At 70.6% G+C, this 23,795-nt stretch carries 22 protein-coding genes; 9 read left to right on the top strand and 13 right to left on the bottom strand.

Annotated elements, in window-relative coordinates; translation table 11 throughout:
- Positions 1-9: 9 nt before the first annotated feature.
- The 3 genes from Q9R47_RS11675 to Q9R47_RS11665 are packed head-to-tail and all read right to left on the bottom strand — an operon-like array spanning position 10 to position 4,766.
- Entirely contained in the window at positions 10-3,039 is a 3,030-nt protein-coding gene (locus Q9R47_RS11675; RefSeq protein WP_311233360.1) for a c-type cytochrome, read from the bottom strand.
- Positions 3,036-3,578: a 2Fe-2S iron-sulfur cluster-binding protein gene (locus tag Q9R47_RS11670; protein ID WP_311233359.1), complete on the bottom strand. Its 543-nt coding sequence runs from the start codon at positions 3,576-3,578 to the stop codon at positions 3,036-3,038. The genes Q9R47_RS11675 and Q9R47_RS11670 overlap by 4 nt, the downstream gene beginning before the upstream one ends.
- Positions 3,579-3,608: 30 nt before the next feature.
- Positions 3,609-4,766, bottom strand: coding sequence for an FAD-dependent monooxygenase (locus Q9R47_RS11665; protein WP_311233358.1), 1,158 nt, complete (start codon positions 4,764-4,766; stop codon positions 3,609-3,611).
- A gap of 324 nt (positions 4,767-5,090) precedes the next feature.
- On the opposite strand from Q9R47_RS11665, the gene Q9R47_RS11660 reads away from it, so the two are divergent.
- The 8 genes from Q9R47_RS11660 to Q9R47_RS11625 all read left to right on the top strand — a co-directional run bounded on the left by Q9R47_RS11660 (position 5,091) and on the right by Q9R47_RS11625 (position 14,295).
- Positions 5,091-5,870 (top strand): Asp/Glu racemase, encoded by a 780-nt coding sequence (locus Q9R47_RS11660; protein ID WP_017439066.1) that lies wholly within the window; start codon positions 5,091-5,093, stop codon positions 5,868-5,870.
- Between the two features lie 10 nt (positions 5,871-5,880).
- Positions 5,881-6,717 carry an alpha/beta hydrolase gene (locus Q9R47_RS11655; RefSeq protein WP_311233357.1) on the top strand — a complete coding sequence of 279 codons (837 nt, stop codon included), beginning with the start codon at positions 5,881-5,883 and terminating at the stop codon, positions 6,715-6,717.
- 50 nt (positions 6,718-6,767) lie between these two features.
- The gene (locus Q9R47_RS11650) at positions 6,768-7,853 is read left to right on the top strand and encodes a 2,5-dihydroxypyridine 5,6-dioxygenase (protein ID WP_311233356.1); all 1,086 of its coding nucleotides are present in this window, start codon (positions 6,768-6,770) and stop codon (positions 7,851-7,853) included.
- A complete protein-coding gene (locus Q9R47_RS11645) occupies positions 7,853-8,536 on the top strand; it encodes an N-carbamoylsarcosine amidohydrolase (RefSeq protein WP_311233431.1) in 684 nt (227 codons plus the stop codon). Before Q9R47_RS11650 ends, Q9R47_RS11645 begins: the two co-directional genes overlap by 1 nt.
- A 55-nt stretch (positions 8,537-8,591) precedes the next feature.
- Positions 8,592-10,883 (top strand): molybdopterin cofactor-binding domain-containing protein, encoded by a 2,292-nt coding sequence (locus Q9R47_RS11640; RefSeq protein WP_311233355.1) that lies wholly within the window; start codon positions 8,592-8,594, stop codon positions 10,881-10,883.
- Positions 10,884-11,080: 197 nt separating this feature from the next.
- Complete coding sequence (locus Q9R47_RS11635) at positions 11,081-11,554, top strand: MarR family transcriptional regulator (protein ID WP_311233354.1); 474 nt, start codon at positions 11,081-11,083, stop codon at positions 11,552-11,554.
- 15 nt (positions 11,555-11,569) lie between these two features.
- Positions 11,570-12,436 carry an SDR family oxidoreductase gene (locus Q9R47_RS11630; protein WP_311233353.1) on the top strand — a complete coding sequence of 289 codons (867 nt, stop codon included), beginning with the start codon at positions 11,570-11,572 and terminating at the stop codon, positions 12,434-12,436.
- Between the two features lie 47 nt (positions 12,437-12,483).
- A complete protein-coding gene (locus tag Q9R47_RS11625) occupies positions 12,484-14,295 on the top strand; it encodes a glycoside hydrolase family 15 protein (RefSeq protein WP_311233352.1) in 1,812 nt (603 codons plus the stop codon).
- Positions 14,296-14,301: 6 nt separating this feature from the next.
- Here the strand turns inward: Q9R47_RS11625 and Q9R47_RS11620 are convergent, their stop codons facing one another.
- From Q9R47_RS11620 to Q9R47_RS11575, 10 genes are all read right to left on the bottom strand, one after another.
- The gene (locus Q9R47_RS11620; RefSeq protein WP_311233351.1) at positions 14,302-15,288 is read right to left on the bottom strand and encodes a tripartite tricarboxylate transporter substrate binding protein; all 987 of its coding nucleotides are present in this window, start codon (positions 15,286-15,288) and stop codon (positions 14,302-14,304) included.
- A gap of 47 nt (positions 15,289-15,335) precedes the next feature.
- Positions 15,336-15,620 (bottom strand): muconolactone Delta-isomerase, encoded by a 285-nt coding sequence (gene catC, locus Q9R47_RS11615; RefSeq protein WP_013596204.1) that lies wholly within the window; start codon positions 15,618-15,620, stop codon positions 15,336-15,338.
- A 58-nt stretch (positions 15,621-15,678) separates the two neighbouring features.
- The gene (locus Q9R47_RS11610; protein ID WP_311233350.1) at positions 15,679-17,016 is read right to left on the bottom strand and encodes a TIGR00366 family protein; all 1,338 of its coding nucleotides are present in this window, start codon (positions 17,014-17,016) and stop codon (positions 15,679-15,681) included.
- A 58-nt stretch (positions 17,017-17,074) separates the two neighbouring features.
- Positions 17,075-17,812, bottom strand: a complete 738-nt coding sequence (locus tag Q9R47_RS11605; RefSeq protein WP_311233349.1) for an SDR family oxidoreductase — start codon at positions 17,810-17,812, stop codon at positions 17,075-17,077.
- Between the two features lie 47 nt (positions 17,813-17,859).
- On the bottom strand, positions 17,860-18,156 hold the full coding sequence (locus tag Q9R47_RS11600; RefSeq protein ID WP_011796971.1) for a YciI family protein: 297 nt from the start codon (positions 18,154-18,156) through the stop codon (positions 17,860-17,862).
- A 124-nt stretch (positions 18,157-18,280) separates the two neighbouring features.
- Positions 18,281-19,354, bottom strand: coding sequence for a cyclase family protein (locus Q9R47_RS11595; protein ID WP_311233348.1), 1,074 nt, complete (start codon positions 19,352-19,354; stop codon positions 18,281-18,283).
- 10 nt (positions 19,355-19,364) lie between these two features.
- A complete protein-coding gene (pcaD, locus tag Q9R47_RS11590; protein ID WP_311233347.1) occupies positions 19,365-20,162 on the bottom strand; it encodes a 3-oxoadipate enol-lactonase in 798 nt (265 codons plus the stop codon).
- Positions 20,163-20,173: 11 nt separating this feature from the next.
- On the bottom strand, positions 20,174-21,385 hold the full coding sequence (pcaF, locus tag Q9R47_RS11585) for a 3-oxoadipyl-CoA thiolase (protein WP_311233346.1): 1,212 nt from the start codon (positions 21,383-21,385) through the stop codon (positions 20,174-20,176).
- A 32-nt stretch (positions 21,386-21,417) separates the two neighbouring features.
- Positions 21,418-22,068: a 3-oxoacid CoA-transferase subunit B gene (locus tag Q9R47_RS11580; protein ID WP_311233345.1), complete on the bottom strand. Its 651-nt coding sequence runs from the start codon at positions 22,066-22,068 to the stop codon at positions 21,418-21,420.
- A 29-nt stretch (positions 22,069-22,097) separates the two neighbouring features.
- On the bottom strand, positions 22,098-22,799 hold the full coding sequence (locus Q9R47_RS11575) for a 3-oxoacid CoA-transferase subunit A (RefSeq protein ID WP_311233344.1): 702 nt from the start codon (positions 22,797-22,799) through the stop codon (positions 22,098-22,100).
- Between the two features lie 124 nt (positions 22,800-22,923).
- Between Q9R47_RS11575 and Q9R47_RS11570 the strand changes: the two genes are divergently transcribed.
- The gene (locus Q9R47_RS11570) at positions 22,924-23,748 is read left to right on the top strand and encodes an IclR family transcriptional regulator (RefSeq protein WP_311233343.1); all 825 of its coding nucleotides are present in this window, start codon (positions 22,924-22,926) and stop codon (positions 23,746-23,748) included.
- Positions 23,749-23,795 lie beyond the last annotated feature (47 nt).

Below are 23,795 nucleotides of genomic sequence, written 5' to 3'. Positions count from 1 at the left end.
CCCAACGGGTCATGGCGCGCCCGCATGCGCCGTGGCCCGCAGCCGGCGGACCGTTTCCGTCTCCTGCGGCCACGCCTTCTCCTCCGGTGCGAACCGGGCGCGCAGATAACCCAGCAGGTCGGCGATCTGCCGGTCGTTCAGGCTGTCGCGGAAGCCCGGCATGTACCCCAGGGCGCCGTCGGCCGGCTCCTGGATGCCGTGCAGGATCACCTGGACCAGGTTGTCCGGCGTGGCGGCGTGCAGGTTGGTGTTGAGGCCCAGCTGCGGCTTCGCGCCGAACAGCGTCGGACCGCTGCCGGCCTCGTGGCAGACGGCGCAGGCGTTCTGGTAGATGCGCTCGCCGTCGGCATGGCGGTCCAGGGTGCGCGCCGGGGCCGGCATCGGCACCGCGGTGGACGCGGTGGACGCGGTGGACGCGGTGGCCACCGTGGCGTCCGCTGCCGGGGCGGGCGCGGGAACTTGGGCCGGCGCGGCCTGCGGCGCCTGGCCGGGCAGCTCCATCAGGTAGGTCGCCATGGCGCGCACGTCGGCATCGGGCAGCTCGGCCAGGCCATGGATCACGGGCGCCATGGGGCCGGCGGCCACGCCGTGGCGCGCGGAGAAGCCCGTGCGCAGGTACTGGTAGAGCGATTCGCGGCTCCAGGGCCGGGGGCCGTCGGCCAGGCGGTTGAGCGCGGGTGCGCTCCAACCCTCGGCCTCGCCGCCTCCCAGGTAGTGGATGCCGCCCTTTTCGGCGCCCAGCGCATTGCGCGGCGAATGGCAGGCGGTGCAATGGCCCGCGCCCTGCACCAGGTAGGCGCCGCGGTTCCAGTCGGCGCTGCGGACCGGGTCGGCCTGGAAGGGCGTGGCGTCGTGGAACAGCAGGTTCCAGCCGGCCATGGCCGGGCGCAGGCTGTAGGGGAAGGCCAGTTGCGTCTCGGGTGCCCGGGCCTGCACGGCGGGCCGGGACATCAGGTAGCCGTAGAGCGCCTGCAGATCGCCGTCGCTGAGCTTGGCGAAGGCCGTGTACGGAAACGCCGGGTAGAGCTGGCGGCCATCCTGGTGGATGCCCTGGCGCATGGCACGCTCGAACGCCGCATACGACCAGCGGCCGATGCCGGTCTCCGTGTCGGGCGTGATGTTGGTCGAATAGATGGTGCCGAACGGCGTCTCCAGGCCCAGGCCGCCCGCGTTCGGGGCGCCGCCCGGCGCGGTGTGGCAGACGACGCAGTCGCCGGCCGCAGCGACCAGGCGGCCGCGCTCGATCGCCTGCGGGGAATAGAGCGATGCATCGGGCCCGTCGGTGAGCGGCAGCGCCGGTTTCATCGGCCATGCCATGGCGGCCAGGCCCGCGACGCCGGCGGCACCGGCCGCGAGCCAGCCCAGGCCCCGCCGCAGCGGGGAGCGCGTGCGCGGGACATCCGGGCCCTCCTCGCCGGCCAGCGCGCGGCGCAGCGGCTCGGTCTGGAAGGGCACTTCGCGCAGCCGCACCCCCGTGGCGTGGCGGATGGCGTTGGCGATCGCGGCGGCGGCGGGCAGCGTGGCCACGCCGTCCAGGCCCAGCTGGCCATGGCGGATGAGGGGGCCATCGCCCGGAGCAGAAGCCATGAGCGCACCGCCTGCGGCCGGCGCATCGGTGGCGGCAGCGCCTGCAGGACTGCGCCAGTCATCGAAGGCGGGTGGCGCACCCAGGAGGCGGCGCGCGCCGGCCAGCCAGTGGGCGTCCTGCTCCACGGTCTGCGCATGCACGCTGGCGCCCTGCACTGCCTGCAGGTGCTGGCTGTCGTGGCCCGCGACCACGCGGGTGACCTCGATCTCGCCGGTCCGCGGATGCACGGCCACCTCGGCGACCCAGGCGCTCCAGACCGTGCAGTCCCGGCCTTCGGGATCGAGGCTCTGCACGCAGGCGGTCGCGAAGCCCCGGCCGTGCAGGCGCCCGTCGGCGTGCTGCGCCTCGCCGCGCCACGGCGCGCTCTGCGCCACGCGGGTGGCCAGGTCGCGCGCCGGACCCTCGGGCAGGTGCCGCAGGCGCCAGTCGAGCGGATCGTGGCCCTGCTCCAGGGCCCGTTCGTGCCACAGGCTTTCGCTGGCGAACACCTGGGCGGCGTTGAAGTCGTCCACCCCGGCCTGCGCGAGACCGGAGGCATGCGGCCCGGCCTGCACGGTGCCGGCGCCGCGCACGCCGGGCAGGGCAGCCGCGCGCGCCGCGCCCGACTGGCCGAGCAGGCGCGCGCAGCTGGGCCGCACGGCCCAGGGCAGCGGCGAGGAAAAGCCAAAAGACGCAGCAGGAGGCTGGGGAGCACCGTCTCCCGAGCCATCCACCGGCCGCAGCGCAGCGCCGGGCGCAGCGGGCTGCTCCTGCAGGGGGTGCAGCACCAGCGCACGGGTTTCAGCGGCCATGCGGCAGGGCACGCCCACGGGCCGGCCCACGGCCCGGGACAGCAGCGCCGCATCGGCCGCCGCATCCATCAGCGCCAGCGCATGCGGCACGGGCCCGTCGATCAGGAACAGGCGCACGGCCTGCACCGGCAACTGCAGCAGCGCGGCGATTTCGCCGACGATCAGGGCCTGCACCTCGGGCGCGCAGGCGGGCAGCCAGAGGCTCGCGTGGCCGTCCAGGCACCAGGCGATGGCGCGCACGCCCGCAGGCGCATCGGCTCCGGGCGCATGCCAGACGAACGCATCGCCTGCCTGGGCATCGGGCCGCAGATCGCCAGCACCAGCACCAGCACCAGCACCAGCATCGGCATCGGACCGGGCACCGGCATCCATCCCGCGCCAGACCGGCGCCAGGGCCACGGCCGCCTGCTGCGCATGGACCGGCGCCATGGCGACCACGCCCAGGAAGTGGCCCTGGCGCACCACGGACACCACGCCGGCCATGGCGCGCGCAGCGTCCAGCCGGGCATCGGCCAGTGCGTCGCCCTGGTAGCGCAATCCGTCCCAGCCCATGCGCGGCGGGCGGACGGCCAGGCCGTGCAGCAGGTCCGCGGGCACGCCGGGGGCCGAGGATGCAGAGGCCAGCGCGGGCGCCGCCATGGAACGGGCCGGCAGGTTCATGGCCGCGCCTCCGGTGCCGCCGGTTCGCCATCCGCCCCCGTGCCGCCCACGCGCAACCGCGCGGCGCGCAGCGCGGCCTGCAGGATCTCGACGTGCGTGCCGCAGCGGCAGAGGTTGTGGTGCAGCTCGCTGCGCACCTCCTGCTCCGAGGGATGGGGATTGCGGCGCAGCAGGGCCTCGACGGTCATGACCATGCCGTTGAGGCAATAGCCGCACTGGGCCGCCTGGCAGTCGATGAAGGCCTGCTGGGTGGGGCCCGGGCATGCGCGCGAACCGAGCCCTTCGAGCGTGGTCACCTCGCGGCCCGCCGCGGCCTGCACGGGAATCACACAGGAGCGCGCGGCCACGCCGTCGATCAGCACCGTGCAGGTACCGCACTCGCCCAGGCCGCAGCCGTACTTCGGCCCATTCAGCTCCAGGTCGTTGCGCAGCACGTGCAGCAGCGCCGTGCCGGGCGCGGCGGGCACGTCGCAGGCGCGGCCATTGACCCGCAGCCGGAGGCCGGGGGCCGGGCTGCTGGATTGGAGGGGATTTCCCATGGAATGCGTTTCGGCGGCGGCAGGGGAGTATCAGGCCGCGGCGGCGACCTTCGGTTCCACCAGGGGGATATTGAACACGTCGTAGCCGAAGCACCACGACGGGTCCTCGTTCGTGCGCAGCCAGGTGTTGTCGTGCGAGATGCGCTGCACCTTGCTCGCGCGCTCGGCGCGGTTGGCCTCGTAGAGCGCGAAGGCGAGTTCGTGGTTGTGCGCGCCAACCTCCTTCAGGCAGCGCGCCAGCATGGCGCCGTCCTCGATCGCCATCGCCGCGCCCTGCGCCATGTGGGGCTTCATCGGGTGGCAGGCATCGCCCAGCAGCACCAGGCGGCCGCGGCTCCAGAGCGGCAGCGGATCGCGCTCCAGCAGCGACCACTTCGTCACCTCCACCGTCGCGTCGATCAGCGCCTGCACCGTGGGGTGCCAGCCCGAGAAGGCCTCGCGCATCTCGTCCTTGCTGCTCGGCAGCCAGCGGTCGTTGAGGTCCCACTGCTCGACGGGAACGCCGGTCACGTAGTAGAGCTCGTCCTGCTTGCCCGTGACGAAGTAGGTCATCATGTGGCGATCGTCGCTCCACCACTTCACGCAGGCGTCGAAGGGCAGCATGCCCGCCTTGACCTCGGGCGTGGGGAACACGGCGCGGTGGGCCAGGTAGCCGGCGTACTTCGGCAGCTCGGGGCCGAGCAGTTCCTCGCGGATGCGGGAGTTTACGCCGTCGGCGCCGATCACGATGTCGGCCTCTTCCGTCGTGCCGTCGGCGAAGTGCATGACCACGGCGTCGCCACGGTCCTCGACCTTCGTCAGGAACTTGCCGTAGGCCATGACGCTGTCCGGCAGCGCGTCGATCAGCAGCGCGTGGAAATCGCCGCGGTGCACGGTCAGGTAGCTCGCGCCGTATTCCTTGACGGCGTAGTCGCCCAGCGGGATCTGCGCCAGCACGTCGCCGGTCTGCCAGTGGCGGCTGTACCAGTAGTCGGGGTGCGAGCCCTGGGCGTTGAGCGCATCCTCGATGCCGATGCGGCGCAGGATCTTCATCACGTTGGGCCCGACGTGGATGCCGGCCCCCAGGCGCGAGAAGCTGGGCGCCTGCTCGTAGACGCGGACATCGAAGCCCTCCTGCAGCAGCAGCTTGGCGGCGGCGGCGCCGCCCAGGCCGGCGCCGACGACGGCGATACGGGGGGATCGGGACATGGTTTCTCTCCTTGCGGGAATGGGGTGGGTCGGGACGGGCGGCCGTCGCTGCGGCAGGCTCTTGCCAGGGTGAAAAGCACTATCCATGCCATGCAAGAAAACCAGCCAATTCAGGTGTATGCACTCTATTGCTTGAGCCACATCAAATGCACCACAGTGCGCGAGGATAAGCCTGCCATTGCATTTTTTGGTGCGTTTCATGCACAACATAGGTGCAAACCCCGATGAAATTGGCGTTTGCCAGAAGGCACGGGTTTTGCAAAAATGAAGCGTACACACCCATCTGATCTTTATCAAACGCGCATTGCGCGAACAAGGCACGCCATGACCCAGACATACCGCATCGGCCAGATCGTCCCCAGCTCCAACACCACGATGGAGACCGAGGTGCCGGCCATGCTGCAGGCCCACTCCACGCTGCGCCCGCAAGACCGCTTCACCTTCCACTCCAGCCGCATGCGCATGAAGAAAGTGCAGAAGGAAGAACTCGCCGCCATGGATGCCGAGAGCGACCGCTGCGCGCTGGAGCTGAGCGACGCGCGGGTCGACGTTCTGGGCTATGCCTGCCTCGTGGCCATCATGGCGATGGGCAAGGGCTACCACCGCGTATCGCAGCAGCGCCTGACGGAACGCACGGCCAGCAACGGCGCCACGGCCCCGGTGATCACCAGCGCGGGCGCGCTGGTCGAGGCGCTCAAGGTGATGGGTGCGAAGAAGATCGCCCTGGTGGCGCCCTACATGGTTCCGCTCACCCAGCTGGTCATGGACTACATCGCCGCCGAGGGCTTCGAGATCGTCGATTGGCGCGCGCTGGAAATTCCCGACAACCTCGAGGTGGGCCGCCACGATCCCGCGAAGCTGCCCGGCATCGTCGCCGGCATGGACTACGCCGATGCCGACGTGATCGTGCTGTCGGCCTGCGTGCAGATGCCCTCGCTGCCGGCGGTGGCCCAGGTGGAAGCGGCCACGGGCAAGCCCGTGCTCACGGCCTCGATCGCCACCACCTACGCCATCCTCAAGGAACTGGGCCTGGACCCGGTGGTGCCGGGCGCGGGCGCGCTGCTGTCGGGCGCCTATCCGTACGACACGGCCGCCAAGGCCTGAGGAGCGATCCATGAGCGACCACGCCAGCACCTTCCGCTACGGCGGCCACGTCCATGCCAACGGCATCCGCCAGCACTACCTGCGCTACGGCGGCGCGGATGGCGAGCGCGCGGCGCGCGATGCCGTCATCCTGATCCCCGGCATCACCAGCCCCGCGGTGACCTGGGGCTTCGTCGCCGAGCACCTGGGCCGCCAGTTCGACACCTACGTGCTGGACGTGCGGGGCCGCGGGCTGTCGTCGTCCGGCCCCGGGCTGGATTACGGCCTCGATGCCCAGGCCGCCGACGTGACCGCGCTGGCGCAGGCCCTGGGGCTGCAGCGCTGGGCCCTGGTCGGCCACTCCATGGGCGGGCGCATCGCCGTGCGCGCGGCCCGCGGCCAGCCGGCAGGGCTCACGCGCCTGGTCATCGTCGATCCGCCCGTTTCCGGCCCCGGCCGCCGCGCCTACCCCGCCGCCCTGCCCTGGTACGTGGATTCGATCCGCCAGGCCACGCAGGGCATGGATGCCGAGGCCATGCGCGCCTTCTGCCCCACCTGGACGGAGGAGCAGAGACAGTTGCGCGCGCAGTGGCTGCACACCTGCCACGAGCCCGCCATCGTGCAGAGCTTCGAGGACTTCGGCCGCGACGACATCCATGCCGACCTGCCCCGCATCGCGCAGCCGCTGCTGCTCGTCACCGCCGAGCGCGGCGACGTGGTGCGCGACGCGGACGTGGCCGAATGGCAGGGCCTCGCGCCCCAGACGCAGCACGTGCGCGTGCCCGGCGCCGGGCACATGATCCCGTGGGACAACGAGGCCGGGTTCTATGCGGCCCTGGGTGATTTCCTCGGGGCCCGGGTGGACTGAATGCCCGCCTGCCGACCCCTCTCCGCCACCACACCGCCAAGGAGCCCCGCATGTCCGTCAGCGACAACGATCTGATCCACGCCTGGAAGCAGGTGCTCACGCTGTCCCGGCTCGAGCCCGGCCAGACAGTCACCGTGCTCACGGGCGCCGACACGCATCCGCAGACGCTGCGCTGCGCGATCGCGGCCTCCAGCGACCTGGGCGCGCGCGTCAACCGGCTGGACCTGCCGCCCGTCAACGCCGAGAAATCGCTCAGCCGCGACTCGCTGGCCTACCTGGGCACGACGCCTTTGACCGGCAACCCCGCCGCCATCGCCGCGCTCAAGGCCAGCGACCTGGTGCTGGATCTCATGACCCTGCTGTTCTCGCCCGAGCAGCACGAGATCCTGCAGACCGGCACCAAGATCCTGCTGGCCGTGGAGCCGCCCGAGGTGCTGTGCCGCCTGGTGCCCAACGAGGCCGACCGCGCGCGCGTGCAGGCCGCATCGAAGCGCATCGAAGCGGCCCGGCAGATGCACATCACCTCCGCGGCCGGAACCGACCTGCGCTGCGCCCTGGGCGAGTTCCCCGCCATCTGCGAATACGGCTTCGTGGACGAGCCCGGCCGGTGGGACCACTGGCCCAGCGGCTTCGTGCTGACCTGGCCCGACGAAAGTGGAAGTTACGGCCGCGTGGTGCTGGACCGCGGCGACATCCTGCTGCCCATGAAGGACTACGTGACCGAACCGATCGAGCTCACGATCGAGCGGGGGTACGTCACGCGCATCAGCGGCGGCCTGCAGGCCGAGATCCTGAGCGAGTACATGGCCTCCTACGAAGACCCGGAAGCCTACGCCGTCTCGCACGTGGGCTGGGGCCTGCAGCCGCGCGCCCACTGGTCGATGCTGGCGCACTACAACAAGGAAACCCACATCGGCATGGACGCCCGCGCCTTCGAGGGCAACTTCCTCTGGTCCATGGGCCCCAACAACGAGGCCGGCGGCAGCCGCACCACCGCCTGCCACATCGACATCCCGATGCGCCACTGCACGGTGGCGCTGGACGGCACGCCCGTGGTGATCGAGGGCGTGGTGCAGGACGAACCAGGACTGGCGCGCGCCGCCAGAAGATCGCCGCAAGGCAAGGACACCGCATGATGAATCCCGCCACCACCCCCAGCACCGGCGCCCAGGACATTCCCACCGCGGGCGTGCAGGGCGACATCTCCGCCTACGCCCGCCAGGGCTTCGGCACGCCGCTGCCGCTCAAGGCGCCCTTCGGCCTGCTCATCATCGACTTCGTGAACGGCTTCGCCGACCCGGCCGTGTTCGGCGGCGGCAACATTCCCGAGGCGATCGCCCGCACGCGCGGCCTGCTCGCCCATGCGCGCGAGCGCGGCTGGCCCGTGGCGCACAGCCGCATCGTGTTCTCGGACGACGACGCGGACAGCAACATCTTCTGCCTGAAGGTGCCCGGCATGCTGACGCTGAAGGAGGACAGCCCGGCCAGCGCCATCGTGCCCGAGCTGGCCCCCGCCCCCGGCGAATACGTGGTGCGCAAGAGCACGCCCTCGGCCTTCTTCGGCACCATGCTCGCGCCGTGGCTGGCCCAGCGCGGCGTGCAGACGCTGCTGGTGGCCGGCTGCGTGACCAGCGGCTGCGTGCGCGCCAGCGTGGTCGATGCCATGCAGTCGGGCTTCCGCCCGCTGGTGGTGGCCGACTGCTGCGGCGACCGCGCCCTGGGCCCGCACGAGGCCAACCTGTTCGACATGGCGCAGAAGTACGCAGCCGTGATGCCCCTCGACCAGGCCCTGGCCGCCACCGGTGCGCTCGCGCGCTGACACTCTCCGCCGTGCCGGGCATGCATGATCGCGTGCCAGTGAGGAACGCCGCTCCATGACCCTGCCCCAGCCCCACGACCTGCACGCCCCGCTGCTGGACCGCGCCGACACCCTGCTCGTCGTGCGCCAGCCCGTGGCGCCTCCGAAGCCCGCGCCGGGTCAGCCCGGTTCTGGCACCGACTACGTGCAGGCCACGCCCGAGATCTTCGTGGCGGTGCTGGCCGACCCCGGTCCGGAAGCGGGCTGGCGCGCCCTGGCCTTCAACGGCCACGTGGACCTGGGCACGGGCATCCGCACCGCGCTCGCGCAGATCGTGGCGGAAGAACTCGAAGTGCCCCTGCACCGGCTGGAGATGGTGCTGGGCCACACGGCCGCATCGCCCAACCAGGGGCCGACCATCGCCAGCGCGAGCATCCAGATTTCCGCGGTGCCGCTGCGCCGTGCCGCCGCCCAGGCGCGCGGGCAGTTGCTGTCGCTCGCCGCCGCGCACTGGCGCGTGGATGCCGGACAACTGCAGGCACGCGACGGCCTCGTGCGCTTCGCCGATGGCGGCGATGCGCGCACGCTCCACTACGGGCAGCTATTGCAGGGCCTGCAGGGCCGGCGCCTGCACCTGCCGCTGGCGCCGCCCGAGCAGCCGGTGAAGCTCAAGCCCGCGAGCGAGTACCGGCTGGTGGGCCGCGGCGCCGCGCGCGTGGACATTCCCGCCAAGGCCACCGGCGAGCTGAGCTTCGTGCACGACGTGCGCGTGCCCGGCATGCGCCATGGCCGCGTCGTGCGCCCGCCGCACCCCGGCCGCGACGGCGGCGATTTCATCGGCCACTGCCTCGTCGCCGTGGACCATGCCTCCGTTGCCCACCTGCCCGGCAACGTGCAGGTGGTCGCCGAGGGCGACTTCGTCGGCGTGGTGGCCGACCGCGAAGAACAGGCCATCGCCGCCCTGCGCGCGCTGCGCGTGCAATGGCGGCCCGCGCCGCCCGCGCCCGATCTGCGCGACGTGGCCGGCGCGATCCGCGCGAACCCCGCGCAGCGCCGCGCGCTGGTGGACGAGGGCGACGTGGACGCCGCCTTCGCGGACCCAGGCACCGCCGCGGTGCTGGAGCGCAGCTACGTCTGGCCCTACCAGATGCACGCCTCCATCGGCCCCTCCTGCGCGGTCGCCGACTTCCAGGGCGGCCGGCTCACCGTGTGGTCCGGCACGCAGAACCCGCACATGCTGCGCACCGACCTGGACCGGCTGCTGCAGCTGGGCGAAGACCGCATCGACATCGTGCGCCTGGAGGCCGCGGGCTGCTATGGGCGCAACTGCGCCGACGACGTGTGCGCCGACGCGGCCCTGCTCTCCATGGCCGTGGGCGCGCCGGTGCGCGTGCAGCTCACGCGCGAGCAGGAGCACCAGTGGGAACCCAAGGGCACCGGCCAGCTGATGGACGTGCGCGCGGCCATCGGCCAGGGCGGCGAGCTGCTGGCCTGCGATTTCGCCGTGCGCTATCCCTCCAACGACGCGCCCCTGCTGGCCCTGCTGCTCACGGGCCGCGTGCCGGGCCAGCCGCGCACGCTGGAGATGGGCGACCGCACCGCCGTGCCGCCCTACCGCTACGCGAGCCGCCGCATCGCCTGCCACGACATGGCGCCGCTGGTGCGCTCCTCGTGGCTGCGCGGCGTGTCGGCCTTGCCCAATTCCTTCGCCCACGACTGCATGATCGACGAGCTGGCCCAGGCGGCCGGCGCCGATCCGGTGGACTACCGCATCCGCCACCTGGACGACCCGCGCGCCATCGACCTGATCGACGCCACGGCCCGCCATGCCGGCTGGCAGCGCGGACAGCCGGGCAGCCGGGGCCGGCCCGGTGCCCAGGGTCTGCTGCGCGGGCGCGGCGTGGCCTATGCGCGCTACGTGCACAGCCGCTTTCCCGGCTTCGGCGCGGCCTGGGCCGCCTGGGTCGTCGACATCGAAGTCGATCCGGCGAGCGGCCGCATCGCCGTGCGGCGCGTGGTCGTCGGCCAGGACACGGGCATGATGGTCAACCCCGACGGCGTGCGCCACCAGATCCACGGCAACGTCATCCAGACCCTGAGCCGCAGCCTGCTGGAGCGCGTCGCCTTCGATGACCGCGGCGTGGCCAGCCGCGAATGGGGCGGCTACCCCATCATCGGCTTCCGCGACGTGCCGCCGATCGAGGTGGTGCTGATGCCGCGCCAGGACGAGCCGCCCATGGGCGCTGGCGAATCCGCCTCGGTGCCGGGCCCGGCCGCGCTGGCCAATGCCCTGTTCGACGCCACGGGGCGGCGCTTCTACCAGGCCCCGTTCACCCCGGACGTCGTGCGATCCGCGCTCGCCGGCTGACAGGACACCGCTCCGCGGCGCCTGCACGGCCTGGCAGGCCCCTTCATCGTCAGCCGGCCGCCGGGCGCCGGCCGAAATCGCCTTCTCGGTGGTGACTCCACCTTGCTGATCCCCCGCAGTGGATCGCGGCACCGGCCTACATCGGCGCCTGCCCGCCTTTATTGACAACATATTGTCAAAATGAAAATATGCAGCGCATGGCCGATCCCCACATGGATGTTCGTGAACTGGCGCTGGCGATCTTCGCGGCCAACGGGCGCCTGCTGAACGCAGGCAATGAACTCGTGGCCCACCTGGGCCTGACCAGCGCGTGGTGGCAGGTACTGGCCGCCTTGCGGTATTCGGGGGCCCCCCTGGCCGTCGCATCCATCGCCCGCAACATGGGACTGACCCGCCAGGCGGTGCAGCGCATCGTCGATCTGCTGGCTGGGCAAGGCCTGGTCGAATTCCAACCCAATCCCCATCACCGCCGCGCCAAGCTCGTCGTGCTGACGCGCGCGGGCCTGAATGCCGTGAACCGTGCCGAGCGCGCTGTGGCGCCGATCGATCAGGCCATCGCCGAGCGGATCGGCGCGGCCCGGATCCGCAGCGCCATCGCCACCCTCCACACGATGGTGGAGGTGATCTCCGAGCGCCTCGACCCGCCGCCGCCGCACACGCTTTCCAACTGAAAAGGAACCTTCGAGATGATCCTGATTTGTGGAGCCACCGGCGGCATCGGCGGTGAAGTGTGCAAGCTGCTGAAGGCCGCAGGAACGCCGTTTCGCGCCATGGCACGCAGGCAGGAGCAGGTGGACAAATTCAGGCAACGGGGCATGGATGCCGTCCTCGGCGACTTCGACAGGCCCGAGACGCTCGCCACCGCGATGCAGGGGTGCGACACGATGTTCCTCATCACACCGCCCAACCCCGACCAATTCACCCAGGAAACGGGCGCCATCGACGCCGCAAAGCGCGCCGGCGTGGGCCGGATCGTGAAGATTTCCGCCTCCGACGGCAATGTGCGCACGCCGGTTCCCTGGGCGCGCCACCATGCGCTCATCGACCACCACCTGCGCGCCTCCGGTGTGGGCTGGACTCTCCTGAAACCCACGGCCTTCATGCAGAATTTCCTGTGGTTCAAGAAGCCGATCGCCAAGGGCTTCTTGCCCCAGGTGACGGGCGACGGGTCGGTGTCCTGGGTCGACACCCGTGACGTGGCCCGGGTCGCTGCCGCCGTTCTCACCCAGGAGGGCCACGCCGGCGCCACCTACTTCCTGACCGGGCCGGAAACGCTGGACATGACCGAGGCGGCCAAGCGGCTGTCGCACGTGGTCGGACACCAGGTGCGCTACCTGAACCTGCCGACGTTCGTGTTCCGTGCGATGCTGCGGCTGACCGGGAACTCCGCATGGATGGCCCAGGGCCTGGTCGTGCAGTTCGCGGACGTGGTGGCCGGCCACCACGACATCGATCCCACCTTCGAAATCGAGCGCCTCACCGGCCAGCCTGCGCACCGCTTCGACGATTTCGTTCGCGATCACCGCGATGCGTTTGCCCGGCACGGCTCGTAATCTTTCCAACGGCAGCAGCATGACTGTTCATACCAAGGCGGAGCTCGATGGTTGAAGCGCTCCGGACCATTGGGGAGCACGGCATCGTCGGCGATCTCGAGACCGTGGCCCTGGTGGCACGCGACGGCACGATCGACTACCTGTGCTGGCCGACGCTCGACAGTCCTACCGTCTTCGCGGATCTGCTCGATCCGGGCCGGGGCGGCGCCTTCGAGATCCAGCCCGACCTGGCAGAGCCCCGCCACCTCCAGCTCTACGTGCCGGACACCAACGTCCTGGTGACGCGCTGGATGGGCAAGAACGGGAGCGCGGAGGTGGTCGACCTGATGCCGCAACCCGAAGCCCGCCAGCGCACGGGCCACGGCACGCGTGGTCTCATCCGGCGGCTGACGGTCACGAGCGGGACGATGGCGTTCACGGTGCGTTGCGCGCCGCGCTTCGATTACGCGCGCGAGATTCCGCAGGTGGCAGCCATCGAAGGCGGTGTGCGCTTTGGCGGCCACGACACGGCCCTCGACTTTTTCTCGTCCGCCGCGCTCGAAACGAAGGAGGGCTGTGCACTCGCCCGCTTCACCCTGTCCAAGGGCGAGAGTGCATGGTTCTTCCTCGGCGCCTCCGGAATGCCCTGTCCGGACGAGGCAGCGATCCTGGCGCAGATCGAAGCCACCACGCACGCATGGCGTTCCTGGCACGCCCTGTCCACCTACACGGGGCGGTGGCGCGAACAGGTGCTGCGCTCGGCCCTCACCCTCAAGTTGCTGACTTCGGCCCGCCATGGCTCCATCGCGGCAGCGGCGACGTTCTCCCTGCCGGAAGCCGAGGGCTGGGAACGCAACTGGGACTACCGCGCCACCTGGATACGCGACGCCTCGTTCACCGTGTACGCCTTCCTCCGGCTCGGCTTCACCGACGAGGCCAATCGTTTCAACCATTGGGTGGGCGCACGGGTCGTGGCGGCGGAGCGCGACCATCCGCTGCGGATCATGTATGCGCTCGATGGATCCGCCACGGCGCAGGAGCAGGAACTGCCGCATCTGGCAGGCTATGCGGACAGCCGGCCCGTGCGCATCGGCAACGCGGCGCAGCAGCAGATCCAGCTCGACATCTACGGCGAACTGCTCGACAGCGCCTACCTCTCCAACAAGTACGGGGATCCCATCCATTACCAGGGCTGGCAGCATGTCTGCACCATCGTCGACTACGTGATCAAGCACTGGAACGAACCGGATGCAGGCATCTGGGAAATGCGTTCGGCGCCGCGCCACTTCCTGCATTCCAGGGTGATGTGCTGGGTTGCGCTCGACCGCGCCATCCGCCTGGCCAAGAAGCGCTCCCTTCCCGCCCCGCTGGTCGCCTGGGCGCAGGCCCGTGACGAAATCGTCGCCGACATATGGACGAACTTCCGCCACCCCGAGCATGGCTACTTCGTTCAGGAGCGCGGCGGCACGGAACTCGACGCGGCACTGCTGATGATGCCGCTCGTGCGCTTCGTCTCTTCGACCGACCCCGTCTGGCTCCAGACGCTGGACGCCATCGGCGAGCAGCTGTGCGACGACGGACTGGTCTACCGCTACCGCGTCGATGACGGCCTGGGCGGCGACGAGGGCGCGTTCACCACCTGCACGTTCTGGTACACGGAGTGCCTGGCCCGCGCCGGGCGCCTCGATGAGGCACGTGTCCACATGGCCAAGGGCCTGGCCTACGCCAACCATCTGGGGCTGTTCGCCGAGGAAGTCGACGTTCGCGGCCTGCCGCTCGGCAACTTTCCCCAGGCCCTCAGCCACCTCGCGTTCATCAGCGCCGCCTACTTCCTCGACCGCCGCCTGGATCCGGCCTATCGGCCGGTCTGGCAGCCCTAGAGCGCATCAATCCACGCTGGCGCCGGACTCCCTCACCACCTTGCCCCACTTCACGCTCTCCTTCTGGATGAAGTCGGCGAACTGCGCGGGCGTTTCACCGGCGGCCTCGGCGCCCTGCTCCGCCAGTTTCTTCCGGATGTCGGGCTGCGCGAGCACCTTCACGATGGCGGCGTTGAGCTGCGCGACCACGGGCGCGGGCGTGCCGGCCGGCGCGAACATGCCGAACCACGACGTGGCCTCGTAGCCGGGCACGCCGGCTTCGGCGATCGTCGGCACGTCGGGCAGCTCGGACGAACGCCTGGCGGTGGTGACGGCGATGGCTCGCAGCTTGCCCGAGCGAACGTGCTGGATGGCCGAGGGCATGTTGTCGAACATGATCGCGATCTGGTTGCCCAGCAGGTCGGTCACGGCCGGTGCGCTGCCCTTGTAGGGCACGTGCTGCATGTCCACCTTGGCCATGCTCTTGAACAGCTCCCCCGACAGGTGGATGGAGCTGCCGCTGCCCGAGGAGCCGAAGTTGATCTTGCCCGGGTTGGCCTTGGCATAGGCGATCAGCTCCTGCACCGTCTTGAAGGGCTGCGCGGGGTTGGCGACCAGCAGGTTGGGCACGTTGGCCACGCGGGTCAGGGGCGCGAAGTCCTTCACGGGATCGAAGGGCATCTTCCTGTAGAGCGCTGCGTTGATGGCGTGGGTGCCCACCGTTCCCATGAAGAGCGTGTAGCCGTCGGCCGGCGCGCGCGCCGCCACCTGGCCGCCGATGTTGCCGCCCGCGCCGGCGCGGTTGTCCACCACCACGGACTGGCCCAGCTCGCCGCCCATGCCCTGGGCGATGATGCGCGCCAGGATGTCGGTGGTGCCGCCGGCCGCGAAGGGCACGATGATGGTGATGGGCTTGCCCGGGAACGCCTGGGCGGCGGCGAGGCCGGGCAGCAGGGCGCAGGCGGCCGCGGCGGCGAGCAGGCGGCGGCGGAAGGTGGAGTGGGCGATGGTCATGGTTTGTTTCCTCGGATCTCTTCGTTGTAAGGATGGGGATGCGGTGCTCACTCCTGCACGATGGACGACGGGTGGTTGGCCAGCGGCGTCACCTTGATCTCCATGTACGGGAACAGCGGCAGCCCGCTCAGGATCGCGTGCAGCTCGTCGTTGCCGGACACGTCGAAGATGCTCACGTTGGCGTATTCGCCGACGACGCGCCAGAGGTGGCGCCACTTGCCGTCACGCTGCAGCTGCTGCGAATATTCCTTCTCCTTGCGCTTGATCTCGTCGGCCACTTCGGGGGCCAGCGTGGACGGGATGCGGACGGTCATTTCGGCCATGAACAGCATGGGTTGCTCCTTGAGAAAAAGGGAAGAGGCGAAAGCGAAAGCGAAAAACGAAGGGCGGTCAGAGATGCGGCCAGACCAGCATGGTCACGGCGTAGATGGCGCCCACGAGCAGCATGGAGACCACCGTGTAGCCCATGATGTCCTTGAGCTTGAGCTTGGACAGCGCCAGCGCCGGCAGGATCCAGAACGGCTGCACCAGGTCGTTCCAGCCGTTGCCCAGCATCACCGACATGGCCGTCTGCGCCTGCGAGGCCCCCAGCGTGGTGGCCGCGTTGATCATGAACGGGCCCTGCAGCACCCAGTGGCCGCCGCCCGAAGGCGCGAAGAAGTTGATCACGAAGGAACTGACGAGGCCCCAGAGCGGCAGCGTGGCGGCGGTGGAGATGTTCACGAAGACATGAGCGATCGATTCCACCAGCCCCGAGCCGTGCATGATCGCCATGATCCCGGCGTAGAACGGGAACTGCAGGATGATCCCGCCGATCGTCTTCACGCCTTCGTTGACCTTCTCCACGTACTTCATCGGCGTGCCCAGCAGCAGCACCCCGAGGAACAGGATGAAGAAGTTGATCATGTTCAGGTCGAGGTTGCCGCCCTTGATGAAATGCATGGCCACGTACGCCATGCCGCACAGGCCGATCAGCAGGCTCAAGATCCGGCTGTTGTTGAGGCGCCAGGCCAGCGTCTTCTCGTCGCCCAGCAGCCCTTCGGCGCTGGCGGCGGGCTTGGCATCGGCCACGGTGGCAGGGTCCAGCTCGACCACCTTCTCGCCCTGCTTCGGGTGCATGGCGGCATTGAGCAGCGGCAGCGCGATCAGCACGGCCAGGCTGGTGAGCAGGATGGGCGCGGAGAAGATCGTCTGCGTGAGCGGGATCAGGCCCATCGTGCCCTCGAAGGCGTGGCCCTTGGTGGAGATGAGCACCGGGATGGTCGCCGAGAAGCCCAGGCTGTACATCGTGAAGCCGGAGTAGGCCGCCGCGATGATCAGCGGGTAGTGCACGCCCTTCACCTTCAGCGCCAGCTTGCGCGCCATGATGCCGCCGATCACCAGGCCGAAGCCCCAGTTCAGGTAGCTGCCCACGCCGCCCACGATGGTCGCGACGATGATGGCCTGGCGCGGCGTGCTCACGCGCGCGGCGATGCGGTCGAGGAACCGGTCCACGATGGGCGCGGCCGCGAGCACGTAGCCCATCACCAGGATGACGGCCATCTGCGTCGTGAACGCCAGCAGGCTCCAGAAGCCCTTGCCCCAGTCCTGCACCACGGCATCGATCGGGCGGCTCTCCACGCCGAAGGCGAGCGCCATGGTGAGCAGCGTGAGCAGGATCGCGAAGACGAACGGATCGGGCAGGTAGCGCCGCATCAGCTCGGTGAAGAAGGCAGTGATTTTCGACATGGAGTTGTCTCTTTGGTGTTGTGAGTTCTGAGAAAGAGAGAGCGGGAAATGGCGACCGTCAGACCCCGGCCACGCCCACCGTCATGCCGCCGCAGACATAGAGCACTTGCCCCGTGACGAAGCCGCTGCGCTCGTCGAGCAGATAGGAAACGGCATGCGCCACATCCTGAGGCGTGCCTACGCGCTTCACGGGCACCGCGTCGATGATGGCCTGCGTGCGCGGCGCGCCGGGCGGGTTGGCGCGGTCGAACAGCTCGGTGCGGATGGGGCCGGGGCCGATCGCGTTGGCCGTGATGCCGTGGCGCCCCAGCTCCAGCGCCCACACCCGCGTCATGCCGATCAGGCCGGCCTTGGTGGCCGAGTACGCGGTGCGCAGTTCCTTGCCCAGCGCGGCGCGCGAGGACATGTTCACGATGCGCCCGAAGCCGGCCGCCTGCATGCCCGGCAGCAGCGCCTGCATGCACTGCAGGCTGCAGCGCAGGTTCAGCGCGACGGCGAGGTCGAACTGCTCCAGCGTCTGATCGGCCGCCTCGGCCGGCACCACGATGCCGACGTTGTTGACCAGCCGCGTGATCGGGCCGCCGGCGAGCGCCTGCTGCAGTGCGCTCGCGGTCTCGGCGGGGTTGGACAGGTCCGCCTGGATGCCGCCGGGCACATGGTCGACCACGCGGTCGATGACGACCGGCTCGTAGCCGTCGGCGCGGCAGCGCTCGGCCGTGGCCGCGCCGATGCCGGCGCCACCGCCGGTGATGAGGACGCGCTCGCGCGTGGAGGAGACAGGGGAAGTCGTCGTCATGGGAAATCCTTCAGGGGAATAAGGGGTGCCGCGCGGCAGCGGCCGGCTCACAGGTGGCACTGCCCGTCGACGTACGCCTTGCGCCATCGGGTGAGCACCACGCGCTCGAACAGGCCGGCGGCGTGGAACGGGTCGGATTCGATGAAGCGCTGCGCCTCCTCGCGCGAATCCAGCGCCACTACGTAGAGGCCGCCGCCCAGGTCACGGCCGTCGTCGTCCAGCTTGGCGCCGCAGGCCAGCAGCAGGGCCTTGTGGCGGTCGAGGAATTCCAGGTGCGCGGCGCGCGTGGCCTGGCGCACGTGCTGGTGGCCGGGCTTGTCGAAGGTTTCGATGATGAAAGGCATGGTGTGTTCTTTCCGTGCGCGGCGGGCCGGCACATGGCGGCCGCCGGCCTTGCGGCGGCAGCCTGGATGCATGGGGAAGGGAACCGCGCTGCGGGGCCGCGGCCCCGCGAGCGGCAGGCAGGCGTCAGACCGTGGCGACGGGCGTCACGGGCGATCCCACGGCGCCGGGCAGGTTCAGCGGCGGGGCCGTCAGCAGGAAGCGGTGGCGGCCACGGGCGCGCAGCCATTCGGCCAGCGGCGTGAGGTGCCACAGCTCGCCCAGGTGCACGCCCAGCTTGAAGAGGCAGTGCTCGTGCAGCGGCAGCGCCGCGCAGCACGCGGGGCCGGGGCGCGCCGGCAGGCCCTCGACGGCGTAGTTGTCGGCAGCGATGGCGGCGAGCTGGCTGTCGGTGATCCACTGCAGCAGCTTCTCGTCGCGGCCGTCCAGCACCGCACAGGCGCCCTGCAGCACCGCCGGATCGGGGTGGCGGCGCATGCCCAGCACCACGTCGGCGAAGCCGGTGTGCAGGCAGACGATGTCGCCCGCCTCCACCGCCACGCCGTCGGCGTCCAGCACGCGCATCAGCGTGTCGTAGCCGACCAGCGTGCGCGCGTCGCCCAGGTGGGCGCGCAGGTCGATCATCACGCCGCGGCCCTGCACGCCCGTGCGGGCCATGTTCTCGATGCCCAGGGCGTGCGCGGCCGACGTGCTGGCGCCGGCCGTGCCCGGCGTGGCCGGAACGCCGGTGTCGCCCACGTCCTGCGGGCCGACGATGTGCCGCCCGGCGGCGAAGCCGTTGTAGTAGAGCGCTTCGGGCAGGCCGTCGCCGTTGGCATCGAACATCGAGCCGGCGTGCGCCAGGCTGTCCCACTGCGTCGAATACTGCAGGTAGAGGATGGCCAGGTCGTCCGACATCACGTCGGTGCGGCCCGGCTCCAGCTCGGCCATCAGGCAGTTGAAGTTGACCAGCCCCTTGCGCAGCGTGGGGCGGAGCACCGGCGGGTGGCGGTTCGGGTTGAGCGCGCTGCCGCCCGGATAGTCCAGCGGCAGGCTGAGCGCGAAGGCCAGGCCCTCGCGCACCTCGGCCACGCCCTGGCGCACCTTCTCGGGCGTGAGCAGGTTCAGGCGGCCCCGCTGGTCGTCGGGTCCGAAATCGCCCCAGGTGGAGCCGGGCGGACGGTGCTTCCAGCGGGGGTTGGACGGCTGTGGCTGTTCCATGGATGCGGTCCTAGTTCCTCTGCAGGAAATCCGCGAGCGCGGCATCGAAGGCCTGCGGGGCCTCGATGTTCGAGAGATGCGATGCCGGCAGCTCGGCCAGCCGCGCGCCCGCGATGGCGGCCTGCATCGCCTGCGCATCCGCCACCGTGGTGACCGGATCGGCCTGGCCCGCGATGAGCAGGGTCGGCACGGTGATGGCGCCGATCGCGCCCCGCAGGTCGGCCTGCGCCAGTGCTTCGCAGCAGGCGGCATAGCCTTCCGGCGCGATACCGGCGAGCCAGCCCTGGGCGCGCCGCACCACCTCGGGCTGCGCAGCGGCGAAGGCATCGGTGAACCAGCGGCCGGGCGCCGAGGCCGCGAGTTCGGCCATGCCCGAAGCGCCCTTCTCGCGCACCAGCGCGGCGCGGGTGGCCCAGCCGTCGGCCGTGCCGATTTTCGCGGCGCTGTTGGCCACCACCAGGCGCTCCAGGCGCTGCGGCGCGTTCACGCCCAGCCAGAGGCCCGTGAGGCCGCCCATCGAGATGCCGCAGAAGCTCGCCCGGTCGATGCCCAGGGCATCCAGCAGCGCGACCACGTCGCCGCCGAGCCGGCCTGCCGTGTACGGGCCCGGCGACACCACGCTGCCGCCATGGCCGCGCGTGTCGTAGCGCACCACGCGGTGCGTGCGCGCGAACCGTTCGGCCTGCGCATCCCACATCTCCAGCGGGGTGCCCAGCGAATTGGAAAACACCAGGGCCGGCGCTTCCGCGGGCCCTTCGACACGCACGCGGAAACGTCCCGCGGTGGTCTGGAGCAGATCGTCGGTCATGGCGCCCCCGCTCACACGCGCTCCAGGATCACCGCGATGCCCTGCCCCACGCCGATGCACATCGTGCACAGCGCGTAGCGCCCGCCCGTGGCGTGCAGCCGGTTCACGGCCGTCGTGGCCAGGCGCGCGCCGCTGGCGCCCAGCGGGTGGCCCAGGGCGATCGCGCCGCCCCAGGCGTTCACGCGCGCATCGTCGTCCGCGAGGCCCAGCAGGCGCAGCACGGCCAGGCCCTGCGCGGCGAAGGCTTCGTTCAGCTCGATCACGTCCAGCTGCTCCAGCGTGATGCCGGTCTGCGCCAGCACCTTCTGGGTGGCGGGCGCGGGGCCGATGCCCATCACGCGCGGCGCCACGCCGGCCGTGGCCATGCCGACCACGCGGGCCTTCGGCGTCAGGCCGTACTTCGCGGCATCGGCTTCGCCGGCCAGCAGCAGCGCGCAGGCGCCGTCGTTCACGCCGCTGGCGTTGCCGGCCGTCACGGTGCCGCCTTCGCGCACCACGCCCTTGAGCCTGGCGAGCGCTTCCAGGCTGGTCTCGCGCGGGTGCTCGTCCTTCGACACCACGATGGCATCGCCCTTCTTCTGCGGGATGGTCACGGGCACGATCTCGCGCGCCAGGTGTCCGGCCTGCTGCGCGGCCACGGCCTTGAGCTGGCTGGCCAGGGCCATGCGGTCCTGCGCCTCGCGCTCGATCTTGTAGTCATCGGCCACGTTCTCGGCCGTCTCGGGCATCGAGTCGACGCCGTAGCGCGCCTTCATGAGCTTGTTCACGAAGCGCCAGCCGATGGTGGTGTCGTACACCGCGTTGGCGCGGCTGAAGGCGCTCTCGGCCTTCGGCATGACGAAGGGCGCGCGGCTCATGCTCTCCACGCCGCCCGCGATCATCAGGCCCGCCTCGCCCGCCTTGATGGCGCGCGCGGCCGTGCCCACGGCATCCAGGCCCGAGCCGCACAGGCGGTTGATGGTGGCGCCGGGCAGCTCCTGCGGCAGGCCGGCCAGCAGCGCGCTCATGCGGGCCACGTTGCGGTTGTCCTCGCCGGCCTGGTTGGCGCAGCCGTAGAGCACGTCGGTCACCGCGGCCCAGTCCACGCCGGGGTTGCGCTCCATGAGGGCCTTCAGCGGGATCGCGCCCAGGTCGTCGGTGCGCACGCTGGAGAGCGCGCCGCCGTAGCGGCCGAAGGGCGTGCGGATCGCGTCGCAGATGAAGGCTTGGGGGGATGCAGTCATGGGTTTCGTCTCCTGTGGAATGTCGGTGTCGGTCAGGCGGCCGCCCGGATGGGCAGCCCGATCAGCGCTTCGAGCGCGGCGCGGTCCAGGCCCGGCACGGCATCGACGAACACCAGGCCCCCGGGCGTGCAGGCCAGCGTGGCCAGGTCGGTGTAGATGCGCTTCACGCAGCCGATGCCGGTGAGCGGGTAGGTGCACTGCGCGACGATCTTCGGCTGGCCCTGCTTGGTGAGCAGGTCCATCATCACCCAGGTCTGCTTGGCGCCGATGGCGAGGTCCATCGCGCCGCCCACGGCGGGGATGGCGCCGGGCTCGCCGGTGCTCCAGTTGGCCAGGTCGCCCGTGGCCGACACCTGGAAGGCGCCCAGCACGCAGATGTCCAGGTGGCCGCCACGCATCATCCCGAAGCTGTCGGCATGGTGGAAGTACGCGCCGCCCGGCAGCAGGGTGACGGGCTGCTTGCCCGCGTTGATCAGGTCGTAGTCCTCCTCGCCGGCGGCCGGCGCCGGGCCCATGCCCAGGATGCCGTTCTCGCTCTGCAGGATGACCTCGCGGCCCTCGGGGATGTGGTTGGCCACGAGCGTCGGCTGGCCGATGCCCAGGTTCACGACGGCGCCGTCGTGGATGTCCTGCGCCACGCGGCGGGCGAGTTCGTCCTTGCTTCGTTTCTGGTAGCTGCTCATGCTGTCTTCTCCACGGCGCGCGGTGCGCGTCAGGCCGATTTCTTGAAGCCGCCGGCCTGGGTGGCCACGCGGTCGATCTTCACCACGCGGCTCACGTAGATGCCGGGCGTGACGATGGCTTCCGGGTCCAGCGCGCCGAGTTCCACCACCTCGTGCACCGTGGCCACGGTGCAGCGCGCGGCCGTCGCCATGACGGGGCCGAAGTTGCGCGCCGACATGCGGTAGGTCAGGTTGCCCCAGCGGTCGCCCCGCTCGGCCTTGATGAGCGCCACGTCGCCGTGGATCGGGTACTCCAGCACGTACTGCCTGCCGTCGATCTCGCGCGTTTCCTTGCCCTTGGCCAGTTCGGTGCCGTAGGCCGTGGGGCAGAAGAACGCGCCGATGCCGGCGCCGGCCGCGCGCAGGCGCTCGGCCAGGTTGCCCTGGGGCACCAGTTCCAGCTCCAGCTGGCCGCTGCGGTAGAGGCCGTCGAAGACGTGGCTGTCGACCTGGCGCGGGAAGCTGCAGATGATCTTGCGCACGCGGCCCGTCTTGAGCAGCGCGGCCAGGCCCGTGTCGCCGTTGCCCGCGTTGTTATTGACCACCGTGAGGTCGCGCGCGCCCTGGGCGATCAGGCCGTCGATCAGCTCGCCCGGGATGCCCGCGGTGCCGAAGCCTCCGATCAGCACCGTGGCACCATCCCGCACGTCCGCCAGAGCCTCGGCCACCGAATCGGTCAGTTTGTCGATCATGGAAAAGTCCTTCGTTCCGAACGCCTCGCATCCCCGAAAACCGGGTATGCTTTTGTTCGCATATAGAACAATTGTTCGCTAAAAGAATCATACGCCACACGCCATGCAAAGCGATCCCCCTCTCATGGAAAACCCTGATGCCAACGCCTGCGCGGAAACGCCTGCTCCGGAGGCCCTGCCGCGGCCCGGGGACAGCTACGTGCAGTCGTTCGCGCGTGGCCTCGCGGTGATCCGGTCCTTCAGCGCCGCCGCGCCGCAGCAGACGCTGAGCGAGGTGGCCGCCGCCTCCGGCCTCACGCGCGCCGGGGCCCGCCGCATCCTGCTCACGCTGCAGACGCTCGGCTACGTGGAGAGCGACGGCCGGCTGTTCCGCCTCACGCCGCGCATCCTCGACCTGGGGTTCGCCTACCTCTCGTCCATGCCCATCTGGGACCTGGCGGAGCCCTCGATGGAGGCGCTCGCCGACCAGGTGCGCGAGTCGTGCTCCGCCGCCGTGCTCGACGGCCACGACATCGTCTACGTGCTGCGCGTGCACACCCACAAGATCATGAGCACCAACCTCGGCGTGGGCTCGCGCCTGCCGGCGTTCTGGACGTCGATGGGCCGCATGCTGCTCGCCGACCTGCCCGAGGAACGGCTCGCGGCCCTGCTGCGCGACCTGCCGCGCCGCCGCTTCACGCCGCGCACCGCGCTGGACGACGCGGACCTGCTCGCGCGCATCCGGGCCGCGCGGACGCAGGGCTGGTGCCTGATCGACCAGGAACTCGAGGAAGGCCTGATCTCCGTCGCCGCGCCGCTGCGCGACCGCGCGGGCCGCACCGTGGCCGCGCTCAACATCAGCGGCCAGGCCAATCGCACCAGCGCGAAGGTGATGCAGCGCGAACTGCTGCCCGCGCTGCTGCGCACCGCCGAGACCATCTCGCGCCTGCTGGGTACGCGCCGCGGCTGAGGCGTCATCCGGCTTCGCCTTTTCACCCCCCGGTTCGTTTTCCGCGC

Source organism: Acidovorax sp. PRC11 (assembly GCF_031844105.1).
Lineage (GTDB): Bacteria > Pseudomonadota > Gammaproteobacteria > Burkholderiales > Burkholderiaceae_C > Paracidovorax.
The sequence above is the reverse complement of the archived record's forward strand: the minus strand, read 5'-3'. Positions and strand labels throughout refer to the sequence as shown.